Raw genomic sequence first — 26,276 nt, 5'->3', positions numbered from 1 at the left:
AACAGCCCAAGTCAGCGCCTGTTTTAAGGGCTTTTTGTGAATTGGCGATTAAATGAGCGGCAAAGTTCAGGATTTGCTTAAAAGATGGGCGAAAAGAAAAATGTTAAGCATTTGTCTTCGAAACCAGATGCCGACCGGGCGCTTTGCTCTGTTCGGCGATCACCCTCCTGCGGTGCCATTTTTGCCAGTCCCACACTGCAAGTCATTGCTTGTTTTCGCAGAATGCGGGTTTTAGGCTGAAGCAGGGCCAAAGGAGGAGCCGGAATGGGAGTGGAATTGTCAGGACCGCGTATCCAGAATCTGGGCGGGGTCACTGAAGGACCAAGCGCCATTCACGGAACCGGCTTGTTTGCAACGTCGGACATCGTTGCGGGAACTGTTCTGGGCCATCTGGACGGGCAGGTGGTTGATTACGACCGCAATCCAGATGTGCGCAGGCTGGAATGGAACGGCATCGGTGGCAGTCTGGTGCTGTGTCGTCCCTTTGCGACGCAATATGCGCTGATTAACCATTCTTTTACCCCTAATCTTTCAATACTTCGATCTGACTGGGCCATCGTTGCGCGGCAGGATATCCCGGCAGGCGCAGAGCTTACGCTGGACTACCTCGAACACGGTGTGCCACAGGATTATCTGAATTCTGCGCACGGAACCTATTTGCGAACCTCCTGAGATAACATGTTTACCCACCACCTTATCCATCCGGTTCATCTGGAGACCGAAACGCGCATCCAGCTGTCCTCGGCCGTTCGTGAGATTTTGCCCCTTCGGCCGGTGCTGCGCGGACTTTCCGCGCATGAGATTTCCGAAACGCGGCTGGATGCGAACCATACCGATGCGCTGCATGCGTTTTCGGGGGCTGCGTTCTCAAAAAGCCTGACGGATTTGCGGCGAAATGCCTGCCTGGAATGGGACTTGACCGACCTGGTGTCGCAGCCTGAAACCGGGTGCAGCACGTGGTATTACAAGCTGTTGCTGATGGTGTCGGGGGATATGTGTCTGGTCTACGGGGCCAGTTTTGCTGATCTGGCGGACGTCCCCCAGAACCCGCGCCCCTCATATTTGCAGCAGGTGCTGCCCAAGGCCCGCGCCACTGTCGACGCCCTGATTGATCTGCTAAAGCCCCGTGTGGGGTCGGTGGTCGAGGCCGATCTGGACACGCCCATTCACGTTGTACTGGGGGGGGGAGACTCAGCGGCATTTCACGCCCGCTTGTCGAGTTTGTTCGAGGCCGAAGGACTGGTGCTGTCCGATTGCGTCATGTCCTCGGCCGATACCGGCGAATGGACGATCTATGGCGGGTGGAGTTACTCGGCCATTATCCGCAAGGATTTCATGGAAGAGTTCTATTTCGTCGCGCTGATGTTCCGCCTGCAACTGGATTGGTTGAAAGCGCGTCGCATTCGGAACAAGATCGTCAATACAGCCGATGGTCGGGCTGAAACCTATCAGGGCAAGCAGATTGGTGCGTTGAACACTGCGCTGAACGAGTTGATTTTCTTTTTGCAGGTCGCGCGTCAAAGGCGGGCTGACTACCGGGCCAATCTCAAGCCGTGGCTGGCGCGCTGCTACGATTCAACCAACGAACGCTGGCATGTCGAGGATAACTTCGACAGTCTTTACCAAGCAGCCTGTGATTTTCGTGACTATGTTGGCTTCATCAGCGATGAGAAGTCGAAACTGCAGCTCGAAATTCAGTCTAAGCTGCTGTATTTTATCGCAGGTCTCGATACGCTGGCCATTTCCTCATTTGCGATGACATTGCTGTCGTTCCGGCGTGGCGACAGCCCGGTTCTACCCAATTGGATACATCAATACGGCCCCAAACTTCTGTTGTTGATTGTGGCGGCAAATGTTGGGCTGCTGCTGGTGATTTTCGTGCTGGGATTTGTGCGCAAACGCTAGGGTCTGGTCAGGCCCTGCATCAACAGCGCCAGCGCATGGTCGCGGGCGGCAAGGCGCACTTTGTCTCGCCCCAATGCTCCGAATTCGATTGTTTCGGTCTGAACCGCGCCGCCCGCTGCGGCCAGTCCGAAACAAACCCGCCCTTCGGGTTTGAATTCAGACCCGCCGGGCCCCGCGATACCAGTGACCGAAACCGCAAGCTGTGCGTTTGAACGGGTCAGGGCCCCTTGGGCCATTTCACCTGCGACCTGTTCCGAGACCGCGCCATGCGCCTCTAGCGTCTCGGGCAGAACGCCAAGCATCTGCTGTTTGGCCAGATTGGTGTAGGTGACAAAACCACGCTCGACCACGGCTGAGCTGCCGGGAACATCAGTCAGCGCGGCGGCCACCATGCCGCCCGTACAGCTTTCGGCGGTGGCGATCATCACATCCTGCGCCTTGGCGCGATCGAGTAGCTCGGCGACGGTCACAGGCCCAGTACCCCATGCGCGATCCCTGCCAGAATCAGCACTCCGATCCCGGCCAGAATGCCCGCGATGACGTCATCCAGCATAACCCCCATCGCATCATTGCGCCGGTCTGCCCAGCCAACCGGACCGGGTTTGGTGATGTCGAACAGCCGAAACAGCAGGAACCCGGCCACCCAGCCGGGCCAAAGCGCGGTAATGTCGATCCCATGCGCCCAGGACGGGTAGGAAATCGCCCAGAGCGCAATGAACTGCCCCGCAACTTCATCAATGACGATTTCAGAGGGATCGTGGTCGTCCTGCCCTTCGGTCATGACACGGGTTGCCCACAGCCCGCCAAAGAACACCGCGACCGTGGCCAGCGCCAGCAGGGGAAACCCTCCGATCGTATGCAAGACCCACACAAGGGGAAGGGCCGCCAGCGACCCCCATGTGCCCGGCGCGGGGCGCAGGTTTCCCACCCCGCAGACTGTGCCAATCAGGCGGGCGGCGTTCATTTGGGCGGCTGAGGCCATGAGCGTACTCTCCGGTCGTGTCAGGGCAATGTTTAGGGGGCGGTGAATGCAGAGGCAATCGCCCAAGGTAATCTGCCTAAAAATTAAGCATGTGATGATTTTGCGGGCTTGAAGGGCGCCGTTTTGTTGTTCATATGCGCCCAATTCGATATCAAAGTCGCAACTGCCCAAGGATTAAGCACGTTGACTCTTCACCTTGCCGACAAAGACCTGAACCCGCCGGTTCTGCTGGCCCCGATGGCTGGTATCACGGATCGGCCTTTTCGCGATCTCGTGATGCGGTTCGGCGCGGGCATGGTCGTCAGCGAGATGGTGGCCAGCCAGGAGATGGTACAGGCCAAACCCGGCGTCCGCGAACGGGCCGAGCTGTCGGCGGATGTGGAAAACACTGCCGTCCAACTGGCCGGGCGCGAGGCGCATTGGATGGCCGAGGCCGCGCGACAGGTGGCAGATCGGGGCGCGCGGGTGATCGACATCAACATGGGCTGCCCGGCTAAAAAAGTGACCAACGGCTATTCCGGCTCGGCCCTGTTGAAGACACCGGATCATGCGCTTACGCTGATCGAGGCCGTGGTCGCCGCCGTTGATGTGCCGGTGACCCTGAAGACGCGGTTGGGATGGGATGACACCCTGCTGAACGCGCCCGACGTGGCGCGGCGTGCGCAAGATGCGGGGATTTGTATGGTGACGATCCACGGGCGCACGCGGTGCCAGTTCTACAAGGGTCACGCCGACTGGAACGCGATCCGGGCGGTGAAAGAGGCGGTGTCGATCCCGGTTATCGCCAATGGCGATATTGTGGACGTGCCGACAGCGCGGCAAGCTCTGGATCAATCCGGTGCGGATGGCGTCATGGTTGGACGCGGTGCACAAGGAAAGCCGTGGGTTTTGGCTCAGATCTGTCACGCGCTTTACGGAACGCGGGCCCCCGATATTCCCACCGGAGAGGACCTGATCGACATGGTGCGCGCGCATTATCAGGCGATGTTGGCATTTTATGGGGCCGATCTGGGCCTGCGCGTCGCCCGCAAGCATCTGGGCTGGTACATGGACGAAGCTGGAACGCCCGCAACGCTGCGGCGCGCTGTACTTACCGCGCGCGACAGCGATGAGGTTCTGCGCCTGTTGGGCGACGCGCTGAGCGCAGATGCAGAGGTGGCCGCATGAACTCGGATCAAAGCATCTGGAACTCGCTGCCGGTTCCGGCCTTCATCATTGACCCCGAAGATCGCATTTCAGACGTCAATTCCGCCGGTGAGGGCTTTCTGAACGCCTCACGTAAGGCGGTAATCGGGCATCCGGTCTGGGATCAAATTGCCGTCGACGCCCCGTTGGAAGAAGCGTTTGAGCGCGCGCGCAGTCAGGGCACGCCCTTGTTTGTCAACGACGTCGACGCAGGGTCGGGCAATCGCGCGCCGCTGCAATGCGCATTGCAGATCGCGCCCTTGGTCGGGCATCCGGGGTCGATGATCATGATCATCTCACCCCGAGAACTGGCCGGGCGCATGACGCGGGGCAATACGGTTAAATCGGCGGCGCAATCGGCCATCGGCATGGCCGAGATGCTGGCCCATGAGATCAAAAACCCCTTGGCCGGGATCACCGGTGCGGCTCAGCTGCTGAGCATGAATATCCCGCAGCAAGACCTTGAACTGACGGATCTTATTGTGGCTGAAAGCCGCCGTATCGTAAAGCTGCTGGAGCAGGTTGAGCAGTTCGGAAACCTGTCCGAGCCCGACTTCAAACCGGTCAATATCCACGACGTTCTGGACCGCGCACGGCGGTCGGCGCTGCTGGGGTTCGGCGCACATATGACGATCATCGAGGATTACGACCCCTCGCTGCCGCTGGCTTTCGGAGACCCTGACCAGTTCCTGCAGGTGATCCTGAACCTGCTCAAGAACGCCTCGGAAGCGGCCGATCCCAATGCCGGCACCATCCGGCTGCGGACCTATTTCGAACATTCTTTCCGCCTGCGGCGCAGCGACGGCTCTGGTCACTCGCTGCCGCTTCAGATCGAGATCATCGATGATGGCCCGGGGCTACCCGAGAAAATTCGCGGCGACATCTTTGACCCCTTCGTATCGGGCAAGGAAAATGGCACCGGTCTGGGGCTGGCGCTGGTGAGCAAGATCATCTCGGACCACGACGGCTGGATTTCGGCGGATTCGGTTCCGGGCCGCACGGTGTTTCGCATTTCGCTGCGGCGGGCACCCAAGGACGCATCATAAATGGCCGCTAAGAGCAAGATATAAGGAGAGCACCCGATGGATGGCACAGTATTGGTCGCAGATGACGACCGCACGATCCGCACCGTTCTGACCCAGGCGCTGACACGGGCCGGGTGCAAGGTGCACGCGACCTCATCCCTGACCACGCTGATGCGGTGGGTTGGCGAAGGTAAGGGCGATGTGGTGATCTCGGACGTGGTGATGCCGGACGGAAACGGGCTTGAGATGTTGCCCAAGATCGCCCAGGACCGTCCCGGTTTGCCGGTCATTGTGATCTCGGCCCAGAACACGATCATGACCGCGATTCAGGCGGCTGAGGCGGATGCCTATGACTACCTGCCCAAGCCCTTTGACCTGCCGGATTTGATGAAACGCACGGCCCGTGCGCTGGAACAGAAACAGCGCGTGCAGACCGAGCCGGCCGAGACTCAGGATGAGCGCCCCGAAGAGCTGCCTCTGGTCGGGCGCACGCCACTGATGCAGGCGCTGTATCGTCTGGTGGCGCGGGTGATGAATACTGACCTGTCAGTCATGGTGTCTGGTGAAAGTGGGACTGGTAAGTCCCTGATCGCGCGAGCTATTCACGACTTCTCAGATCGTCGGACATTGCCTTTTGTCACCGCAACCGCAGCCGATCTGCGGGATTTGGAGGGGCCCGCACGGGTCATGGCGCGGGTGCGCGGTGGGACGCTTCTGATCGATGAGATCGCCGATATCGATGATGAGCTGCAGGCCCGCATCGTCCGGATGATGGACACGCCGGGCGATCATGTTCCACGGTTCATGGCCACCAGCCAATCTGATCTGACGGACGCAATGGAAAGCGGTCAAGTGCGTCAGGACTTGTATTACCGTCTTTGCGGGGCGACCATCCATGTCCCGGCACTGCGGGAACGGGTCGATGACATTACCCTGCTGGCCGATCATTTCCTCGCCCGCGAAGAGCGTGAACACGGTGCCAAGCGCTGGCTTAGCCCCGACGCGGTCGAGCTGGTGCGGCGCTATTCCTGGCCGGGCAACGTGCGGCAGCTGGAAAATGCAATCCGCCGCCTGAGCCTGACCAGCCGCGCCGATGAAATCTCGAAAGCCGAGGTTGAGGTGGTTCTGGGCAGCCAGCCCGAGGCCGAGCCGGTTCTGGGCGATGGTGAGCGTGAAAAGCTCTCTGCCTCGGTCGCACGTCATTTGCGCCGCTATTTCGATCTACATGGCAATCTTTTGCCGCCCCCGGGCCTATATCAGCGCATTCTGCGCGAGGTTGAGGCCCCCCTGATCGAACAGGCGCTGGACGCAACTGGCGGAAATCAGGCGAAATGTGCCGATTTGCTGGGGATCAACAGAAATACGCTGCGAAAAAAGATTACAGACCTCGATATTCAGGTGACACGTCGTCGCAAACTGATGTAATATCGCCACACAAACCGTGGCATCCGGGCATAGCCCGGCCAAAGACCACGACATATGGCGGTACGTCGCGAAAGCGACACATCAGAATGAGGGCAGACGGTGGTAACCCGGGCACAGAGCGGGCCGCTTCCAGCGATTAATCGGTGGCGGAAATCCCGAAAACTGCGCAATTTCGGCACCTTGGGGCTGGTTCTTTTAGGGCCTGCGCTGGCGTTGGCCACCTATCTTGTCATTGGTCCATTTGATCTGGGGGCGGCTGCCCCGACATTACGCCTGATCCTTCTGGCCGACCTTGTCTATGTGCTGGTCGTCGCGGCGCTGGTTCTGGGGCAGGTGGGCAGCCTGATCGCGGCGCGTCGGGCCAAATCCGCTGGGTCGCGGCTACACCTGCGTCTGATCGGCGCTTTTACGCTGCTGGCGCTGGTTCCCACTGTGACGGTTGCGATTTTTGCCGGCCTGACAGTGAATATCGGGCTTGAGGGGTGGTTCTCAGACCGGGTGCGTCAGGTGGTCGGGTCATCCCTGACTGCGGCCGAAGCTTATGAGCTGGAACACCGGCAGGGGCTGACGCAGGACGCAATCGTTCTGGCACGGTTCCTGAACAACGCCCGCGCGCGGGATTACTACATCTCAGACGCTGAACTGCGCGAGGTTCTGGCGCAGGGCCAGTCGCAAATCCAACGCGGCCTGCGCGAGGCGTATGTGATTGATGGAACAGGGGAAATCAAATCACGCGGCGATCGGTCCTATCTGTTCAACTATGAGGCCCCGACGCCCGAGCAGATGATCGAAGCCACCGATAATGACCTGCTGATCATCGCCGATTGGGAGAACAGCGAGTTTCGCGCGCTGGTGCCGTTGCGAGCCTATTTGGACCGCTATCTTTACATCAGCCGGGATGTGGATGGCGAATTGCTGACGCTGCTGGACGACACCAAGGAAACGGCGCAGTTCTATCAACAGCTCGAAAGCGAACGGGGACGGGTACTGTTTGAATTCGGCCTGCTGTATCTTGGCTTTGCGGTCATCCTGATCCTTGCGGCGATGTCACTGGGGATGTGGTTCGCCGAACGCCTGTCGCGCCCTGTGGGGCGGTTGACGACGGCGGCCCAGCGGGTCGGCGCAGGGGATCTGAGCGTTCAGGTGATCGAAGAGGCCAGCGACGACGAAATCGCCATGTTAGGTCGATATTTCAACCAGATGACGCGGCAACTTAAAGGGCAGCGCGACACGCTGCTTGAGAATACCCACCAGATTGAACGTCGCCGCCGCCTGTTCGATTCGGTTCTCAGTTCGGTCACGTCGGGCGTTGTCGGGGTTGACCCGGACGGATGCGTGACCTTCGTGAACCGCTCGGCCGAGCGGTTGCTGGACTGGTCGCGCGGCGAAGAGCATCTGGCGATTGGTATCGCCGTTCCCGAGTTTTTGCCCCTGTTCGAATACCTGAAAGACAGCGGCCAGGAGGCGGTTCAGGAAGAGATCAAGGTGACCCGCAAAGGGCAGTTGGAGAACTTGCTGGTCCGCATGGCGACCCGGCGCGGCGAGGATGGTGGGCTTGAGGGCTATGTGGTGGCCTTTGACGACGTGACCGATCTGGTCAGCGCACAGCGAATGGCCGCCTGGGGTGATGTTGCGCGGCGCATCGCGCATGAGATCAAAAACCCTCTGACGCCGATTGGGCTGAGTGCGGAGCGGATCAAACGCAAATTCTCACGCAAGCTGGATGAAACGGACAGTCAAACGCTGGATTCAATGACCGATGTGATTGTCCGGCAAACGGCAGACCTGAGACGGATCGTCGATGAATTCTCGAAATTCGCGCGGATGCCCGAACCCGAGCGCAGCGAAGAAAACATCGTTGATCTGGTGCGTGAGGCGGTCTTGCTGCAGCAGACCGGTCAGCCGGATGTACAGATCGATGCGGATCTGCCCGAAGACCCGATACTGACGGATGTGGATGCCACGATGCTGAATCAGGCGCTGACGAACCTGATCAAGAACGCAGGTGAAGCCATTGGAACGCTAAAGGAAAGTGGCGCACCCGAGAACCTGAAGCCACAAATCAAAGTGGCAGTGACCAGTGATGATGCGGGTGCGATCATTACCATTGCTGATAACGGCATTGGCCTGCCCGAAGACCGGGCGCGCCTGTTTGAGCCGTATGTGACCACACGGGACGAGGGCACCGGTCTGGGCCTGCCCATCGTCAAGAAAATCATCGAAGAACATGGCGGCGCGCTGACACTGGAAGATGCGCCGGTATTTGACGGACAGGACCATTTTGGCGCGATGGCCGTAATCCGTCTGCCCGGGGGCAATTTCCCCCAACCCTCAGCGCCCCAAAAGCAGGCAATTAAAACAAACAAACTGAAAGCAGACCAAAGATGAGTGACATTCTAATCGTAGATGACGAACGCGATATTCGCGAGCTGGTGTCCGACATTCTGGAGGACGAAGGCTATTCAACCCGGCTGGCCGGCAACTCGGATGAGTGCATGGCCCAGATCAATTCCGAACCGCCGGGTCTGCTGATTCTGGACATCTGGCTAAAGGACAGCCGCATGGACGGGATCGACATCCTAAAGGCGGTCAAGCGCGACAACCCGGATGTGCCGGTGGTCATTATTTCCGGCCATGGCAATATTGAGATCGCGGTGGCTGCGATCAAACAGGGGGCTTATGACTTTATCGAAAAGCCCTTTAACATTGATCAGTTGATGGTGGTGATCCGCCGCGCGATGGAAACCTCGCGCCTGCGCCGCGAGAATGCGTCTCTGAAACGCAAAGAGGTCACCAGCTCGGACATGATCGGGAAATCCGCAGCGTTCCGCGCGATGCAAGGCCAGCTGGACAAGGTGACGAAATCCAATGGCCGCGTGATGCTGAGCGGCCCTGCGGGCTCGGGCAAGGAAATCGCGGCGCGGTATATCCACGCTCATTCCAACCGCGCCAATGCACCGTTTGTGACAGTAAACTGTGCGGGCATTGAACCGGAACGCGTCGAGGAGGTGCTGTTCGGGCGTGAATCCTCGGAACGGGGGATCGAATCCGGTCTGTTGGAAGAGGCCCATGGCGGCGTGGTCTATTTCGACGAAGTCGCCGATATGCCGCTGGGCACCCAGTCCAAAATCCTGCGCGTTCTGGTCGATCAGCAATTCCAGCGTGTTGGCGGCACGGACAAGGTGCGCGTTGATCTGCGGGTGATCTCGTCGACCAACCGCGACCTTGAGGATGAAATCGCCGCTGATCGCTTTCGCGAAGAGCTGTACCACCGCCTGAACGTGGTGCCGATTGCCGTTCCGTCGCTGGAAGAGCGTCGCGAGGATATTCCGGTTCTGGCCCAGCATTTCATCGAGATGTGCAATGAATCGCAGGGTCTTGCCATGCGCGAGATCTCGGAAGAGGCGGTGGCGCTGTTGCAGACCATGACCTGGCCGGGGAATGTGCGTCAACTCAAGAACCTGATCGAACGGGTGCTGATCCTGGGCGAAAGCACGGGCCCGATTGAGGCACGCGAACTACCCAGCGAAGAGGAAAAGACGGACGACTCGGGCCGTGTGGTTCTGTCAGGTGCTTTGGCGACGCTGCCGCTGCGCGAAGCGCGCGAGGCGTTCGAGCGGGAATACCTGCTGACCCAGATCAACCGGTTTGGCGGCAATATCAGCCGCACCGCCAGCTTTGTGGGAATGGAGCGCAGCGCGCTACACCGCAAGCTGAAATCGCTGGGGGTTGTGACCTCGAACAAATCCGGTGCGCGGGTGGCGCAACTGGACGAACCGGAACCGGCGGAATAATCCGCCGGGCCTTTACCCAGCCTGACCGGGGTTGATGATCTGGAACGTCCCGTCGTCGAATTTCACATAGCAGGACTGAGTGCTCAGCGGCGGCAATGTCGTCGTTGGCGCAGGCGCGGCCTGTGACTTTGCGCTTTGGCGGCAGGGCGGCAGGCTGATCGGACGATAGCCTTTTTGCGCCATGCACTGTGCCTCGACATCACTGCGCAACCCCTGGTTCACATCGACCGTATAAACCTGACCGGGCTGCCACCATCCGGGGGTGCGATAGCAATTGCCATGGCTGTTGCAATAGGTGCGGCCGGGCCAATAGGTGGGTGGGCTTTGCCGCACTTGCGTGGCCACCGGCACATCATTGGCCGCCTGGACCCGGCATTGTGTGGTCTCGGTCTGTGCGCGTGACACGCTTTCGCCTTCGCGGTAATACATCGACAACGGGCCGCTGCACGCGGCAAGCACGGCCATTGGGATCAGCAGGCGAAGCATTGTTTTCATGGGCTTATCTTGCCTCAGCTTTGGCGGGATGACAATTCAATTGACCGCTTTGGGGGCATCTGTCATTCAAAGAATTCAGGCAGAAGGGCCAGGAACATGAAGGTCATCATTTGCGGCGCCGGTCAGGTCGGCTGGCAGATTGCGCGGCACCTTTCGGGCGAGTTGAACGACGTAACCGTGGTGGATAACAACCCCGATCTGGTGCGTCGCGCGACCGAGACGCTGGATGTTCAGGGCCTTGCTGGGTTTGCCAGCTATCCTGATGTCTTGGACCGGGCCGGGGCCCGCGATGCTGATATGATCATTGCAGCGACCCATTCGGACGAGGTGAACATGGTCACCTGTCAGATGGCGCATTCGGTGTTCTCGATTCAGCGCAAGATCGCACGCCTGCGGTCGAAATCCTACCTGCAGGCCATCCACTCGGATCTGTTCCGGCGCGACCACCTGCCCATAGACGTGGTGATCAGCCCCGAGCGCGAGGTGGCCGCCGCCGCCATGCGCCGCCTGTCCGCACCTGCCGCCTTTGATACCGAGATGTTCATGGATGGCAAAGCGCAGTTGCTGGGCATTCGCATCGACGAAGATTGCCCCATCGTGAACACGCCCTTGCGGCAATTGACGGACCTGTTTTCGACGCTGAGTTCCATCGTGGTGGGGGTCCGGCGCGAGGGCAGCCTGTTTGCCCCTGAATCCGAGGATCAGCTGTTTGTAGGCGATGAATGCTATGTCTTTACCAATGTCAAAGACGTGGACCGCACGATGGAGGTCTTTGGCAAGGCGCAAAAGAAACAGGACCGAGTGGTCATTGTCGGTGGCGGCAATGTCGGGCTTGAGGTCGCGCGGTCGCTGGAGGAACGCGAAAGCCGGGTGCGCGCCAAGATTATCGAACGCGACCGCAGTTGCGCCGAGGTTGCCGCCGAAGCGCTGGAGCGGACGATTGTTCTGAACGGCGACGGTCTGGATGCGGCATTGCTGCGCGAGGCGGGGATTGAACGCGCGGACGCGATGCTGGCGGTGACAGATGATGACCGCTCGAACATGCTGGCGGCGGTGCGCGCCAAGGCCGAAGGATGCGCGCTGGCCATCGCGTTGATCAACGATCCCAGCATGGTGGCGCTGATGGGGCCTTTGGGCATCGACGCCTATATCAACCCGCGGGCCACCACCGTAAGCTCGATCCTGCGCCATATCCGCCATGGCCGGGTGCGTCAGGTCTATTCCATCGGCGATGCCGAGGCCGAGGTGATCGAGGCCGAGGTTCTGTCGACCTCTCCGATGGCCGGGCAAAAGTTGCGCGACATAGATTTCCCCGAAGGCGTTCTGGTGGGGGCTGTCCGCAAGGGGGATGAGTTGATGCGCCCGACAGGCGGCCTGCGGATCGAGGAAAAAGACGTGGTGGCCATCTTTGCCATGGCCAAGGACGTCCCCGAGGTCGAACGGTTGATGCAGGTCTCGATCGACTTCTTTTGATGATACGGGCGGGCACACAAAAGATCTCGGTTGTGCGGCGCTTGCCGCTGTTTCTGCTGATCTGGTGTGTTGCCGCGCTGTCGATGTGGATACCCGCTGGTTATGCGTTGGTACTCGACAATCACGATACCTCGCGGTCGTTTTTCTACTCTGGTCTGCTGGGGCTGTTCGTGATGTCGACCATTGCGCTGGCCTCGTCAAACCGCAGACCACGGCGCGGGACGTTGGGGCAATTGGCGGTTTTGCTGGGCTGTTTTACCGTGCTGCCCCTGTTTCTGGCTATTCCTCTGCATGATGCTTTGGGGAACACAACGTTTCTGAACGCTTATTTCGACATGGTCAGCGCCCTGACGACGACCGGCGCCGATATCTTTCCTGATCCGGACCGGTTGACCGCTCCGCTGCATTTGTGGCGCGCGCTGGTGGGATGGATGGGGGGATTGCTGATGTGGATCGCGGCTGCGGCGATCCTGGCTCCGCTGTCTCTGGGCGGGTTCGAGGTGACCGCGCGCGGCCAGCCTGGCCGCCCTGTTTCGGGCGTGGCGCAGAGCGAAAAGGTGGACCCGCGCGGGCGTCTGATCCGGGTGACCCAAACACTGACGCCGGTTTATGTTGGACTGACCGGCGTGGTCTGGCTTTTGCTGATGATCGCGGGCGAGCAGGGCCTGACTGCCATCTGCCACGCCATGTCGACCATGGCCACATCCGGCATTTCCCCGGTCGGAGGGCTGGAAGGCGCGCAAGCCGGCATCACAGGTGAGGCGATCCTGTTTCTGTTCCTGTTCTTTGCCTTGTCCCGACTGACCTTTTCCACCGATACCGCAATGGCCGGGTATGCGCGGCTGGACCGCGACCCCGAGTTCCGCATCGGCATCATGATTGTTCTGGCCGTTGCGGCGCTGTTGTTTTTCAGGGTCTGGGCGGGCGTCAACGAGGTCGGCGCGACGCTGCAACCTGTTGAGGCGCTTAAGGTTCTTTGGGGCATGACCTTCACGGCCCTGTCCTTTCTGACGACTGCCGGATTCGAAAGCGCCAACTGGAATGATGCGCAACAGCTATCGGGGTTGGGGACACCGGGGTTGATCCTGATGGGGCTGGCCTTGATCGGGGGCGGCGTCGCCACCACGGCGGGGGGCGTCAAGCTGTTGCGGGTTTTCGCCCTGTACCTGAACGGCGCGCGCGAGATTGACCGCCTGATCTATCCGTCGTCAATCAGCGGAGCAGGCGGTGGGAACCGCCGTATCCAAAGCGACGGTGCTTTCATCGCGTGGATCTTTTTCATGATGTTTGCGATGACTCTGGCCGTGTTCAATCTGCTGTTGTCGATGATGGGATCAAGCTTTGAACAGGCGATGGTCCTGAGTGTCGCCGCCCTGAGCACCACCGGCCCGCTGATCGAGCTGGCGACAGATATTCCCATTCGGATCGTCGACCTTCCGGGCGGGGCCAAGCTGACGCTGTGCGCCGCAATGGTGATCGGGCGGTTGGAAACACTGGCGATCATTGCGCTGATTACGCCAAGCCTCTGGCGAGACTAAGATTCAACAGTCTTGAATTGACTGATTTTTGATCTGGAAACTCGGTTAATCTCTCTCCATACTCGGCCAGAGGGAGCGCGTTGGTCCGCAGCGCGTAGCAAGAACAATGGCGAGATTATAAAAATATGGCTTCGGACAGACAGAATCTGCAGGACGCGTTCCTGAACAATGTGCGCAAGGCAAAGGTCCCGGTCACAATTTTCCTGATCAACGGCGTGAAATTGCAAGGTGTCATCACCTGGTTCGACAATTTCTGCGTGTTGCTGCGCCGCGACGGACAGTCGCAGCTTGTCTACAAGCATGCGATTTCCACCATCATGCCGTCGCAGCCGATCAGCCTGTATGAGGGCGAAGACGCCTCTTGATGGAACATGACAGGACGCGCACCCGGGCCTGGGTGCTGCATCCGGAAATCAAATCAGATGAACAGCGCCGTGTCCCCGAACCGGCGCTGGCCGAGGCGGTGGCACTGGCCGCCGCTTTGCCCGATCTGGATGTGATCGGGTCCGAGATCGTACGCCTGCAACGCGCGCAGCCCGGTCTGCTGTTTGGCAGCGGCAAGATCGAGGAACTGGCCGAACGCCTGCATGACAGTGAAATCGAATTGGTTCTGATCGACGGGCCGGTGACTCCGGTCCAGCAGCGAAACCTTGAAAAAGCGTGGAAGGTCAAAATCCTCGACCGGACGGGTCTGATCCTTGAGATTTTCAGTGACCGTGCCCGCACCCGCGAAGGTGTGCTACAGGTTGAGATGGCCGCGCTCAGCTATCAGCGCACACGGCTGGTGCGCGCCTGGACCCACCTGGAGCGTCAGCGGGGCGGCTTGGGTTTTGTCGGTGGTCCGGGTGAAACGCAGATCGAGGCTGACCGCCGCGCCATCGACGATCAACTGGTGCGTCTGCGCCGACAGTTGCAGAAGGTCATCAAGACCCGCACCCTGCATCGTGCCGCCCGCGCCAAGGTGCCGTACCCGATTGTTGCGTTGGTGGGCTATACCAACGCGGGCAAATCGACGCTGTTCAACCGCCTGACCGGGGCCGAGGTGATGGCCAAGGACATGCTGTTCGCCACGCTTGACCCGACCATGCGTCGGGTCGAACTGCCCGACGGCCCCGAGGTGATCCTGTCGGACACGGTGGGCTTTATCTCGAACCTGCCGACCGAACTGGTCGCGGCCTTCCGCGCCACGCTTGAGGAGGTTCTGGGTGCCGATATCGTCGTGCATGTGCGGGACATCAGCCACGAAGAAACCGACGCACAGGCGCAGGATGTCGAGGCGATTTTGACCTCGCTGGGTGTCGATGATGAACGTCCCAGGCTTGAGGTTTGGAACAAGATCGACCTGTTGAACGATGACGAACGCGAAGCCGCGTTCAAACGCGCAGACCGTGATCCGTCGATCTTTGCCATCTCGGCCGTGACGGGCGAGGGGGTTGAGCCTCTGCTGGCGGAAATCGCAACCCAGCTGCAGGGCGCACGGCATCAAGAGGTGCTGTCGCTTGGATTCGCTGACGGCGACAAGCGTGCGTGGCTGTTCCGTCAGGACGTGGTGCGATCCGAGGAACAGACCGATGACGGGTTCACGATCACTGTGCTCTGGACCGACAAGCAGGCGGCTCAGTTCAAGGCGCTTTGACTGCTATTTCCCGTCGATCTGGCGCTGATAATCCTCGGCATCAAACCAGCCGAGTGAGGTCTGCACCTTGTGATCTTCGGTCAGATCCCATTCCTCCCAGCCGCGGGTCACCACGTGGTTGCCTGTCTGGGCATGGTGCCCTTCCAGTGTCCAAACAAAAATGGCGTGGTTTCCGGCCCATCGCAGCATGTCGCAGCGAACCTCAAGGTCGGGGAAATCGGCGTAAAAGCTGCGCGCCATTTCGGCCACGGCGGCGCGGCCTATGATTGGCTCGCCCCGATTGATGGTGATCTGTCCGTCTGGCGCATAAAAGCTGGCCACGGCGTCAGGGTCGCCCGAGCTCCAGGCGATTGCGTAATCGCGTGCAAGATTGTTCAATTTATCCCGAAGACTGGCCATCAATACCCCCACACTCAAATAACCTGATCAGACCGAGGGTACGGCAAAACGCCCGCTTTCGTCCACGCAGAGGCGAAAAAAGGGGCAAGGTCTTGCCGATACAGGCGAAATCAGCGCGGGATCAGGTTTGTCACACCAACAGCGGCTGCGCGGGCAAGGTCCAGATCAAGGGACATGGGGATGTATTCGCCCCGCCGCCACAGCTGTGCCTGATCGTCATAATAGCGCGACAGAAAGTGCCCCGATTGCCCGGTGGCCGTGATAAAGACCGAGCTGTCGGGGTCGGCAAAATCATAAACCCCGCGATAGCCTGCGCCATGCACATTCAGGAACGGGTTCTTGCCTTCGCCCGACGTACGCCCGCGCAGCAGCGTATTGTCGCCGCCGCTGGTGGATTGACGGATGTTGACGAAAAACCTCAGCACCGGAACTTCACCCAGAACCGGATGGTCATGGGTGGCCTGATGCGCGTCGCCCCAGCGCAGGGATTGCAGTGCGGTGCCGTAATTCTCGGCGATCCAGATCAGCGCGTCATCCAACGCCAGCCGCGCCATGTCGGTGCAGGTCTCGACCGGGGCGCTTTGGCGGACGTCGCACCAGACCGAGGCCCCGTCAATGTCGCGATAGACCCGTTCGATGAACAGCGGCTCCACATGTTTGTATTCCGCGGCCAAGGGGCCCAAATCGTCCGAGATCAAACGGATCTGCAAGGCCCGCAGCCAGGCGGCATAGATCAGCGGCTCGGGTAGGTGTTCGTTCATCTCGCCATTCCACTCGGCCAGCAGGGACAGGGCGATCTGGCGTTGACGTTCGGGGGTGCCTTCGGGGGCTGAGGCTCCGGTAAACCAGAGATCGGCGCCGATCAGTGGCAGCAGGGAACGAGCGGTAAAGCTGACGGTATCCAGCTGCGCCTCGATAAAGCTGTCGCGGGTGTGGACCTCACGTGATTGCATCAGGCGTTCCCAACGGTGCACACGTTGGGTATCGCCCCATTCATAGGACACATGTTCGGGAAAGGGGCGGTCGATGATCTTGTTGTTGGTGTTGCCCAGAATGCCGCCCACGGGGGCCACGAATTCGGGGTTGTCGGCATAGGGCAGGCGGCCCTGCCATAGGTTCTCGGCCAGCCAGCCGGGGGTCGGGATACGGCCCCGGCTTTGGTTGCGCAGGTCGCGTTTGGGCATCGCGCCGATCAGCTTCAGGCCGATTGTATCCTTATCGACCAGCGACAGGTTCTGCGAGGGTGAGATGAAGCGCTCTCCGGCGGCGATTCCTTCGCGCACAGTGTCTGCATTCATCAGCGCCATCGACGCGCTCATCGACGTGTCGCGCGGGCTGAGTGCTGTCCAAGAAAGAGACGCTATATGCCCCTGCGGTGTGATCGTTTCCAGATCGTAATGGCTGCCGGGCAGAACGGGGCCGTTTTCCGTCCAGCGCAGGGTCAGGGTAATGGGGGCCTCGTCCTTGATCTCGATGATCGAGGGGCGGGTGCGGAAGGTCTTGTAGCCCTCGGGCGTCAGGTATTCTTCGGGGTTATCGGGGTTCAGCTGTTCGATATGGACGTCCTGATCGTCCAGGTAGGACGAGGTCAGGCCCCAGCCCAACCGGTCACTGCGTCCAGCCATCACGGCGGGAATGCCGGGGATGGTTGCCCCAATCACGCCGCCCTTGGCCAGTTCCAGCCGGGCCAGATACCACACGCCGGGTGCGGTAAAGCCCAGATGGGGATCGTTGGCCAGCAACGTACCGCCACTGGCTGACCGCGTGGGCGCAGCGGTCCAGGCGTTCGATGCCCCGGCCAGTCCGCGTTTCGGGAAGGGCGACAGCGGGTTGTCGGGCATGGGCGTTCCGCGGGCATATTGCGGCAGGCCGGGAAACAGCGCGGCATATTCGGGTAGGGCGGCGATACCGGCCCCCGGAACATCGGGCAGAATATCTGCCAGCCGCGCCGGATCGTTCAGCATCAAAGAGGTGCGGGCGCGCAGAACCTCATCCTGCAGGTGGCCCGAGAGTTGCAGGCCCATCAGCTTGATCACGGCAATGCTGTCGCCGGGTTGCCACGGCGAAACGGGGGCGCTGAACAGGAACATCTCGGGCGCGCCGCGTCCCAATGCGGCCTCGTTAATCTCATCCAGCCGTGCGTTGACGCCGGCTGCGTAGGCACGCAGCGCCGCCTTGGTATAGTCGTCCTGAGCGTCCAGCGACCGGTGGGCCAGCCCATAAAGGTCCAGCCGGCGCAGCAATTTGTCGATATGGACCGTGCGCTTGCCGAAAATCTCGGACAGACGGCCTTGGGCGGTGCGGCGCATGACGGTCATCTGCCACAAACGGTCCTGCGCATGGGCGTAGCCCAGACCAAAAAACACGTCTGGGTCATTTTCGGCCAGAATATGCGGCACGTTGGCGGTATCGCGGATGATCTCGACCGGGGTGCTCAGACCGTCGACTTTGACCGTTTGGTCATAGTCGGGCAGCGACTGGTTGGCGAGGAAATACACCAGGGCCACAGCGGCCAGTGCAAGCAGGATCAGGCCCGTTGAAATACGCACTAGCCAGCGAAACACGAATCCCATCTGCGGCCCACAATCCTGATCTGTTCTCGGTTGCGGCAAGACTAGTGGATGGCCGGTCTGACCGAAAGAGGAACAGCCCCAGAATATTCACGTTTCCAGAGCCATAAACGAAATACCCCGCCGTGGCTGGTGCCGGTGGCGGGGCGTATCAGTAACCTGAATGCGGGGTCGGATCAGGGGATGATCCGCGTGTACTTGGTACCATCGACTGTCGCGCCGAATTTCAGACCGGCCTGACCAAACACCGCAGCTAGGACCGGAGAGCGCAAGGTTGTCGTGTCGGTCGACAAGGATTCACCTGTTGCGTCGACCACGTAACCAATATCGGCCCCGGCGGTCCATCCGCTGGAGCGGCGGAAATCGTTCAGCGCATCCTGGGTCATGAAGAACAGAACATGGGCATATTGCTGTGCCCCGATTTGCAACCCGGCAGTGCCGGAAATTGCGGAATAATAGTCAACCGTTGCGCCCTGAATGCGCAATGCGCCCTGTCCGTAGGCGCCTCCGAAAAAGATCAAACCGGCATCGGTGATCAGGGGCATGACCAACATGCCATTGGCTTTGTTTGCGATCTCAACCGTGTTGGGATAGCGCGCGTACATTTCTGTTAGCGTGGCATCGACGCGGGCGTCGATCGTGGCGGCATTGGAATTGCCGACACCATTGCCGCAAGCTGCGGTCACTGTCAGACCGGCCATGCCAAAGGCAAAGCCACGACGGCTTAGTCGGGGTGCGTTGGAACTGCTCATGTTTTTTTGTCTCTGTATAACTGCCTGATTTGTCGGGTGATCCCGATCTTGTGTGCAAGAATACGCCGATTGCGGCTGTGTGTCACGGGAAAGCTGCGCGACCGCAGATCACAATCGGCGAAAACTCGCGACAATTGCTGGCATTAGCCCTGAAGGATGCGCGCGACCTGAGGGGCGAAATAGGTCAGGATGCCATCGCAGCCCGCGCGTTTGAACGCCAACAGGCTTTCCAGCATCACCTTTTCCCCGTCGATCCAGCCATTCTGGGCTGCGGCCTGAATCATCGCGTATTCGCCCGACACCTGATAGGCATAGGTCGGCGCGCCAAACGCGTCTTTCACGCGGCGGCAAATGTCTAGGTAAGGCATGCCGGGTTTGATCATCACCATGTCGGCGCCCTCGGTCAGGTCCCGTTCGATCAACCGCAGCGCCTCGTCCGAATTGCCCGGATCCATCTGATAGGTCTTTTTGTCACCGGTCAGTGCTCCGGACGCGCCGACGGCATCGCGGAACGGGCCATAAAAGGCGCTGGCATATTTCGCGGCATAGCTCAGGATCATCACGTTGTGATGCCCGCCCGCCTCAAGCGCCCGGCGCATTTGACCGATGCGGCCATCCATCATGTCCGACGGCCCGATTATATCGGCCCCGGCCTCGGCCTGTGCGAGGGTCATTTTGACCAGCGCGTCGATCGTCTGGTCATTCACAATTTCGCCATCGACCACATAGCCGTCATGGCCATTGATGTTGTAAGGGTCCAGAGCGACATCGGTCATCACAGCGATATCCGGCGCTGCTGCCTTGATCGCGCGGATGGCGCGGTTGGACAGATTGTCAGGGTTCCACGCCTCGGCGCAGTCCTCGGTCTTCAGGCTGTCATCGGTATAGGGAAAGATGCAAATCGCCGGAATGCCCAACGATTGCGCCTCAACCGCGGCCTTTGCGATCAGATCGACCGACCGGCGCATGACACCGGGCATCGAGGGCACGGGCTCTTCTATGCCTTCGCCGTCGCGCACAAACACCGGCCAGATCAGATCATCCGTGGTCAGAGTGTTTTCCCGCACAAGGCCGCGAATGGCCTGCGATTTGCGGGCCCTGCGAAAGCGGGTCAGGGGATAGGGGGCGATGGTGGGTTTCATGTCGCGCTCTCCTTGAATATTCCCGCATTGGGTGGCATGAATTCCGGGTGGTCTCAAGGGTTAGGATGAACGTGCCTTTGCGAAAAGGCCCATCGGGACAGGGAACAAAGGGCTAACGCTTGGACTTATACTCTTCGCTTTTCGAAATCATCGATATGCGCAGCTTTTCGAATCTGTGGTACTGGATCGTGCTGGCGGTGCTGTGGTCTTCGGTCAGTCACTGGGCCATGGGCGTGCCCTATGACCTGCTGGTACGCGCCCGCCGGATCGGAGGGCAGACGGAACAGGATTTGCTGGATATCGTGCGCATCAACGGCAATCGTATCCTGTTTATCGTGGAAAAGTCCGGGCTAATCCTGCTGGCGCTGTGCTGTTTTGCCTTTACCGGTCTGGCGACGCTTGGGTTTTACTACGGGGTCGAATTTGCACAGGCGGTGTTTTTGCTGCTTTTCCCCATGAGTTTCGTGACATTCGTCAATATAAGGGCCGCACATAAGTTACGGCGCAGCGATGGCACATTGGAATTTGCGGGCAAGGTGCTGACCCGTTGCCGGATTTACACGCAGATTATCGGTATGATCGCGATTTTGATCACGTCGCTTTGGGGCATGTACCAGAATTTCTCGATTGGGGTTCTGGGGTAGGACATTCGGAAAGGCTGGGACATGAAGGCTCCGAACCACGTTACTGTTGGCGGCGCCCCCGAGGGGTTTGACGCGCAGCTTGTTCTGAACGAGATCGCACGTTCGGGCGGGCCCGTGTGCCATGTCGCGCGCGATGACAAACGGATGGAGGCGATGCGCGCCGCGCTGGCCTTTTTTGCCCCCGATATGCCGGTCTTTGTGTTTCCCGGCTGGGATTGTCTTCCCTATGACCGGGTTTCGCCCAATGCCGATATTGCCGCCGCGCGGGTGGCGACTTTGGCGGCGCTGGTGCATCAGATGCCAGACCGGTTTGTACTGCTGACATCGCTGAACGCTGCCACCCAGCGGGTGCCCGCGCGCGATGTGCTGCGCGAGGCCGCGTTTACCGCCCGCGTCGATCATCGTGTGGATGAGACCGCGCTGCGCAATTTCCTGGTACGCATGGGCTTTACCCAAAGCCCCACAGTGATGGAGCCGGGCGACTATGCCATTCGCGGTGGCATCATCGACATCTTCCCGCCGGGTGAATCCGGCCCCGTGCGGCTGGACCTGTTCGGAGATGTTCTGGACGGCGCGCGCCGGTTTGATCCGGTGTCGCAGCGCACGACGGAAAAGCTGGACATCGTCGAACTGGCCCCGGTGTCCGAGGTCATTCTGGACGATGCCGCCATCACCCGGTTCCGCCAGAACTATCGCATCGAGTTTGGCGCGGCGGGCACCGATGATCCCTTGTACGAGGCGGTCAGTGCGGGCCGCAAACATCAGGGGATCGAACACTGGCTGCCGTTTTTCCACGAAAAGCTGGAAACACTGTTCGACTATTTGCCGGACGCAACGATCACCGTGGACGATCAGGTCACACCTGCGCGGCTGGCACGGTGGGACACGATTGCCGACCAATACGAAACCCGGCGTCTGGCGCTGGAAAACCGATCCCGCATGGATACGGTCTATAAACCAACGCCGCCCGAATTGCTGTATCTGGACGATGCCGCGTGGGAGGCGGCAGTTGGCGCCCGCAGGGTGCTGCAATTCAGCCCTCTGCCACAGGCCAGCGGACCCGGTGTGATCGACGCGGGCGGTCGGATCGGGCGCAACTTTGCGCCGGAGCGGCAACAGGAAAGCATCAGCCTGTTTGGTGCTCTGGCCGCGCATATCACCGACAAGATGGCGAAAGGCCCGGTGCTGATCGCGTCGTATTCCGAAGGCGCACGCGAACGTCTGACCGGGTTGATCGAAGACGAAGGTCTGGCCGAAGCGATCCCCGTCACTGACGGCACCCGTGTCGGTAAACGGGGTCTGCATCTGGCCGTCTGGGCGCTGGAGCACGGGTTCGAAACCCCCGATCTAACGGTCATCGCCGAACAGGACGTGCTGGGCGACCGCCTGATCCGCCAGCCCAAGAAGCGCCGCAAGGCCGAGAACTTCCTGACCGAAACCCAGTCGCTGTCCCCCGGTGATCTTGTGGTGCATGTGGATCACGGTATCGGCCGCTACATGGGGATGGAGGTCGTCACGGCCGCCGGCGCCGCCCATGAATGCCTGCTGCTGGAATATGCCGAGCAGTCCAAGCTGTACCTGCCGGTTGAAAACATCGAGCTGTTGTCCAAATACGGCCACGACGAAGGTCTGCTGGACCGTCTGGGTGGCGGCGCATGGCAGGCCAAGAAGGCCAAGCTGAAAGAGCGCATCCGCGAAATGGCGGACAAGCTGATCCGCATCGCCGCTGAACGCGCGCTGCGGAAAGCTCCGGTCATGGACCCACCGCCCCACGCGTGGGAGGAGTTCAGCGCGCGCTTCCCCTATCAGGAAACCGACGATCAGTTGCGGGCGATTTCCGAGGTCATGGAGGACATGCATTCCGGCGCGCCGATGGATCGCCTGATCTGTGGCGATGTGGGCTTTGGCAAGACCGAAGTCGCCATGCGCGCGGCCTTTGTCGCGGCGATGTCCGGCGTGCAGGTGGCGGTGATTGCACCCACAACGTTGCTGGCCCGTCAACATGCTGCCAGTTTCAAGGACCGGTTCCGGGGCTTCCCGCTGGAGGTGCGGCAATTATCGCGCTTTGTCTCGGCCAAAGAGGCGCAGCAAACCCGTGACGGGCTGGCGCGCGGCACGGTGGACATCGTGATCGGCACCCATGCGCTGCTGGCCAAAGGGATACGGTTCAACAATCTGGGACTTCTGATCATCGACGAGGAACAGCATTTCGGCGTGGGTCACAAGGAACGGCTGAAGCAACTGCGCAGCGACATTCATGTTCTGACCCTGACCGCCACACCGATCCCGCGCACGCTGCAATTGTCGCTGACCGGGGTGCGCGACCTGTCGATCATTGGCACGCCGCCCATCGACCGTCTGGCGATCCGCACCTATGTCAGCGAATTCGACGCCGTGACGATCCGCGAGGCGCTGCTGCGCGAACACTATCGCGGGGGGCAGAGTTTCTACGTGGTCCCGCGCATCTCGGACCTGCCCGAGGTCGAGGAATTCCTGAAAGAGCAACTGCCGGAACTGACCTATATGGTGGCGCATGGGCAAATGGCGGCAGGTGAACTCGACGACCGCATGAACGCGTTTTACGACGGCAAGTATGACGTGCTGTTGGCGACGACGATTGTGGAAAGTGGTCTGGACATTCCGACCGCAAACACGATGGTGGTGCATCGGGCGGATATGTTCGGTCTTGCGCAGCTTTACCAAATTCGCGGCCGGGTGGGGCGGTCAAAGACCCGCGCTTACGCATACCTGACCACCAAGCCGCGCAAGAAGCTGACCGCCACGGCCGAAAAACGCCTGCGCGTTCTGGGCTCGCTGGACACGTTGGGGGCCGGGTTCACTTTGGCTTCGCAAGATCTGGACATTCGCGGCGCGGGCAATCTGCTGGGCGAGGAACAGTCGGGCCAAATGCGCGACGTTGGCTATGAGCTCTACCAATCGATGCTGGAAGAGGCGATTGCCAAGATCAAAGCGGGTGAGATGGAGGGACTGTCGGATGCCGATGACCAATGGGCCCCGCAGATCAATCTGGGTGTGCCGGTTCTGATCCCCGAGGATTACGTGCCCGATCTGGATGTACGTCTGGGCCTTTACCGCCGCCTGTCGTCACTGTCGACCAAAGTCGAATTGGAAGGCTTTGCCGCCGAACTGATCGACCGCTTTGGCTCTCTGCCAAAAGAGGTCAACACCCTGATGCTCGTCGTGCGGATCAAGGCCATGTGCAAACGCGCAGGCATTGCCAAGCTGGACGGAGGGCCAAAGGGCGCGACGATCCAGTTCCACAATGACAAGTTCGCGTCACCTCAGGGGTTGGTTGAGTTCATTCAGAACCAGCGCGGATTGGCCAAGGTCAAGGACAACAAGATCGTTGTGCGCCGTGACTGGAAGAAAGACAGCGACAAGATCAAGGGCGCCTTTGCGATTGCCCGCGATCTGGCTGAGAAGGTCATCGCCCAGACCAAAAAAGCCAAGGCAGGATGAGGAAGTAGGAGGGGGCTCTGCCCCCGCCGCGCGTGCCGCGCGACTCCCCCGGGATATTTGTGGACAGATGAAGAAGCGGATCCCAGCTTCATCTGGCTTTAAATATCCCCGCCGGAGGCATCGCGCGTTAGCGCGATTTAGGCGCGCATCGCGGCCTGAGCGCAAAAGCACGAGGCGGACACGGCGCGATCCGCGCGGGCAAGGGCCAGATGGAGGCGCTGTTTGATCTGTATGATCTCAACCCCTTCGCCGCGTGCTTTCAGGCAGTCGTGCAGACCCTTGAGACTCCAGACATTGTCCGGGTGGATTGAGGCGCGGCTAAGTGTGCCGCTCAGCCCTAAATCCTCGCGGTAAACCGCTTCGGCCTCGGACAGGTGCCCCTGTTCAAACAGCAGCGCCCCCAGCGCGTGGCGGGTGGGCTGCATCCAGCCCCATGGCTCGTCATAGGGCAGGGTGTCGTCCAGTTCGACCGAGCGGCGCAGATGGGCGAAGGCGATTTCAAAGTTGCCTTTGCGATATTCGATCTCGCCGCGCAGCATTTCCCGCGCGATTTCTAACAGATCAACCACGCGGTTGTTGTGGAGCAACCGGGTTTCAGGCACGCAGGCTTTGGCGGACAGGAACAGCTGTTCTTCGGCTTCGGCCTCAGCAACCTGACCCGTGGCCGCGTGGGCGATGGCGCGGGCATAGTGGGTTGTGGCGGTCAATGTGCGGTAGAGCTCGGGGTCGGACGGCAGATCGAGCGCTTTGGCCTCTTCCCAGCGGCCAAAGCGGATCAGGATATGGGGGCCCATCGACATGTAGCTTTCAAAGTAGTCCGCCATGGGCGGGCTTTCGATGCGCAGCATGTCCTCGGGCGTGGTGTCCCATAGCCCCTGATTGGCGCGCAGGGCGGGGTCCATCTGACCCAGAAACAGTGCGCCATAGATGACGAAGTGGTAATCGTGCTGACGGTAGCCGGTGTAGATGTTGAACGCCCCTTCGCGTTCGTAGTATTTCAGGTCGGCCTTGATGGCTTTTTCGTTCCAGTGCACAACATTGTGGTAATGACCGCACAGCACGTCGATATGGGTCGGCATGTGCACCAGATGGCCCGCATCCGGCACCAGCGTGCGCAACACATCCCCGGCCTTGAGTGCTTTTTCGGGGGTTGGCGACATTTCCATCAGGTGCACGTAGAGGTGCAGCAAACCGGGATGAGACATGGCGGCGGGGGCGCTGGCCATTGAGTCCTCAAGCGCTTTTTGTGCCTCAAGCGTGGCGGCACCCTTCGCGGGCTGACCGGTTTTCAGGTCCCACATCTGCCAGGGGGTCAGGTTCAGCAGGGCCTCGACATAGATGGTGCGCAGGTCCAGATGATCGGGCTGCGCGGCAAAACCCGTGCGCATAGCGTCGGCAAAGTCGTGATCCCAGCGGTGCATATCCGGGATCGGGTCACGTTGTGGATAGCGGGCGGGCAGGGCGCGGATCAGGGCTTGTTCGACAGGGTTCGCAGTATCGACCAGCGCAAGCGCCTGTTGGGTGGCGTCATAGGCTTGGGCCAGCGCCTTTTGCTGACCACGCGCGTCGCGCAAATCCCATGGCAGATTATAGTTGGGCCCCGCAGCATAAGCGATGCCCCAATAGGCCATGGCGCAGGTTGGGTCATGTTCGGCGGCCTTTTGGAAACACACGACGGCCTCATCATGGTTATAGCCGTAGGTCCAGATAAGGCCCCGGTCGAACCACAATTGCGCCTCGGGCACAGAGGTGCTGACGGGGCAGGAATATGTACCCAGATCGTAGTAGTCGCTCATCCAAACCATCCCGCTTTTTGATCAGGTTAGCGGGA

General features: G+C 60.3%; 21 protein-coding genes. 13 read left to right on the top strand and 8 right to left on the bottom strand.

All coding sequences use genetic code 11. From position 1 onward, the window contains the following. Positions 1-264 precede the first annotated feature (264 nt). Together ACRZ94_RS06760 and ACRZ94_RS06755 are read left to right on the top strand one after the other, a co-directional pair. A complete protein-coding gene (locus ACRZ94_RS06760; protein WP_480651635.1) occupies positions 265-672 on the top strand; it encodes an SET domain-containing protein-lysine N-methyltransferase in 408 nt (135 codons plus the stop codon). Positions 673-678: 6 nt separating this feature from the next. Further along, complete coding sequence (locus ACRZ94_RS06755; RefSeq protein WP_480796963.1) at positions 679-1,905, top strand: hypothetical protein; 1,227 nt, start codon at positions 679-681, stop codon at positions 1,903-1,905. On the opposite strand, the gene ACRZ94_RS06750 is transcribed toward ACRZ94_RS06755, so the two are convergent. Both ACRZ94_RS06750 and ACRZ94_RS06745 read right to left on the bottom strand, forming a co-directional pair. Beyond that, positions 1,902-2,375, bottom strand: coding sequence for a CinA family protein (locus ACRZ94_RS06750; RefSeq protein WP_480651631.1), 474 nt, complete (start codon positions 2,373-2,375; stop codon positions 1,902-1,904). The genes ACRZ94_RS06755 and ACRZ94_RS06750 overlap by 4 nt on opposite strands. After that, a complete protein-coding gene (locus ACRZ94_RS06745) occupies positions 2,372-2,869 on the bottom strand; it encodes a phosphatidylglycerophosphatase A family protein (protein ID WP_480652868.1) in 498 nt (165 codons plus the stop codon). The genes ACRZ94_RS06750 and ACRZ94_RS06745 overlap by 4 nt, the downstream gene beginning before the upstream one ends. 201 nt (positions 2,870-3,070) lie before the next feature. On the opposite strand from ACRZ94_RS06745, the gene dusB reads away from it, so the two are divergent. The 5 genes from dusB to ntrX all read left to right on the top strand — a co-directional run bounded on the left by dusB (position 3,071) and on the right by ntrX (position 10,316). Then, complete coding sequence (dusB, locus tag ACRZ94_RS06740) at positions 3,071-4,054, top strand: tRNA dihydrouridine synthase DusB (protein WP_480796962.1); 984 nt, start codon at positions 3,071-3,073, stop codon at positions 4,052-4,054. Continuing rightward, positions 4,051-5,118, top strand: coding sequence for a two-component system sensor histidine kinase NtrB (locus ACRZ94_RS06735; RefSeq protein ID WP_480796961.1), 1,068 nt, complete (start codon positions 4,051-4,053; stop codon positions 5,116-5,118). The genes dusB and ACRZ94_RS06735 overlap by 4 nt, the downstream gene beginning before the upstream one ends. A 36-nt stretch (positions 5,119-5,154) precedes the next feature. Beyond that, positions 5,155-6,522, top strand: coding sequence for a response regulator (locus ACRZ94_RS06730; protein ID WP_480651625.1), 1,368 nt, complete (start codon positions 5,155-5,157; stop codon positions 6,520-6,522). Positions 6,523-6,621: 99 nt separating this feature from the next. After that, complete coding sequence (locus ACRZ94_RS06725) at positions 6,622-8,910, top strand: sensor histidine kinase NtrY-like (RefSeq protein WP_480796960.1); 2,289 nt, start codon at positions 6,622-6,624, stop codon at positions 8,908-8,910. After that, positions 8,907-10,316, top strand: coding sequence for a nitrogen assimilation response regulator NtrX (ntrX, locus tag ACRZ94_RS06720; protein WP_480651621.1), 1,410 nt, complete (start codon positions 8,907-8,909; stop codon positions 10,314-10,316). Before ACRZ94_RS06725 ends, ntrX begins: the two co-directional genes overlap by 4 nt. 12 nt (positions 10,317-10,328) lie before the next feature. Here the strand turns inward: ntrX and ACRZ94_RS06715 are convergent, their stop codons facing one another. Beyond that, positions 10,329-10,811 carry a hypothetical protein gene (locus ACRZ94_RS06715; protein WP_480651620.1) on the bottom strand — a complete coding sequence of 161 codons (483 nt, stop codon included), beginning with the start codon at positions 10,809-10,811 and terminating at the stop codon, positions 10,329-10,331. Between the two features lie 96 nt (positions 10,812-10,907). On the opposite strand from ACRZ94_RS06715, the gene trkA reads away from it, so the two are divergent. The 4 genes from trkA (at position 10,908) to hflX (ending at position 15,458) form a co-directional block, all read left to right on the top strand. Next, a complete protein-coding gene (trkA, locus tag ACRZ94_RS06710) occupies positions 10,908-12,284 on the top strand; it encodes a Trk system potassium transporter TrkA (protein ID WP_480796959.1) in 1,377 nt (458 codons plus the stop codon). Continuing rightward, complete coding sequence (locus tag ACRZ94_RS06705; RefSeq protein ID WP_480796958.1) at positions 12,284-13,822, top strand: TrkH family potassium uptake protein; 1,539 nt, start codon at positions 12,284-12,286, stop codon at positions 13,820-13,822. The genes trkA and ACRZ94_RS06705 overlap by 1 nt, the downstream gene beginning before the upstream one ends. A gap of 125 nt (positions 13,823-13,947) precedes the next feature. Next, a complete protein-coding gene (gene hfq, locus ACRZ94_RS06700; RefSeq protein WP_010440340.1) occupies positions 13,948-14,187 on the top strand; it encodes an RNA chaperone Hfq in 240 nt (79 codons plus the stop codon). Continuing rightward, positions 14,187-15,458, top strand: a complete 1,272-nt coding sequence (gene hflX / locus ACRZ94_RS06695) for a GTPase HflX (RefSeq protein ID WP_480651614.1) — start codon at positions 14,187-14,189, stop codon at positions 15,456-15,458. The genes hfq and hflX overlap by 1 nt, the downstream gene beginning before the upstream one ends. Before the next feature lie 3 nt (positions 15,459-15,461). Here the strand turns inward: hflX and ACRZ94_RS06690 are convergent, their stop codons facing one another. From ACRZ94_RS06690 to hemB, 4 genes are all read right to left on the bottom strand, one after another. Then, a complete protein-coding gene (locus ACRZ94_RS06690) occupies positions 15,462-15,857 on the bottom strand; it encodes an SgcJ/EcaC family oxidoreductase (RefSeq protein ID WP_480651612.1) in 396 nt (131 codons plus the stop codon). Positions 15,858-15,967: 110 nt separating this feature from the next. Further along, entirely contained in the window at positions 15,968-18,430 is a 2,463-nt protein-coding gene (locus ACRZ94_RS06685) for a penicillin acylase family protein (protein ID WP_480796957.1), read from the bottom strand. A gap of 173 nt (positions 18,431-18,603) precedes the next feature. Then, entirely contained in the window at positions 18,604-19,179 is a 576-nt protein-coding gene (locus ACRZ94_RS06680) for a lipid-binding SYLF domain-containing protein (protein WP_480651609.1), read from the bottom strand. A 143-nt stretch (positions 19,180-19,322) separates the two neighbouring features. After that, positions 19,323-20,321: a porphobilinogen synthase gene (hemB, locus tag ACRZ94_RS06675; RefSeq protein ID WP_480651607.1), complete on the bottom strand. Its 999-nt coding sequence runs from the start codon at positions 20,319-20,321 to the stop codon at positions 19,323-19,325. A gap of 119 nt (positions 20,322-20,440) precedes the next feature. Between hemB and ACRZ94_RS06670 the strand changes: the two genes are divergently transcribed. Together ACRZ94_RS06670 and mfd are read left to right on the top strand one after the other, a co-directional pair. Beyond that, positions 20,441-20,965 carry a component of SufBCD complex gene (locus ACRZ94_RS06670; protein WP_480651606.1) on the top strand — a complete coding sequence of 175 codons (525 nt, stop codon included), beginning with the start codon at positions 20,441-20,443 and terminating at the stop codon, positions 20,963-20,965. Positions 20,966-20,986: 21 nt separating this feature from the next. Then, entirely contained in the window at positions 20,987-24,445 is a 3,459-nt protein-coding gene (mfd, locus tag ACRZ94_RS06665; protein WP_480796956.1) for a transcription-repair coupling factor, read from the top strand. A 137-nt stretch (positions 24,446-24,582) separates the two neighbouring features. Here the strand turns inward: mfd and ACRZ94_RS06660 are convergent, their stop codons facing one another. Then, entirely contained in the window at positions 24,583-26,241 is a 1,659-nt protein-coding gene (locus tag ACRZ94_RS06660; protein WP_480796955.1) for a tetratricopeptide repeat protein, read from the bottom strand. Positions 26,242-26,276: the final 35 nt, after the last annotated feature.

Source organism: Ruegeria sp. CH10, from assembly GCF_056537125.1.
This window is presented reverse-complemented; position numbering and strand designations above follow the sequence as displayed.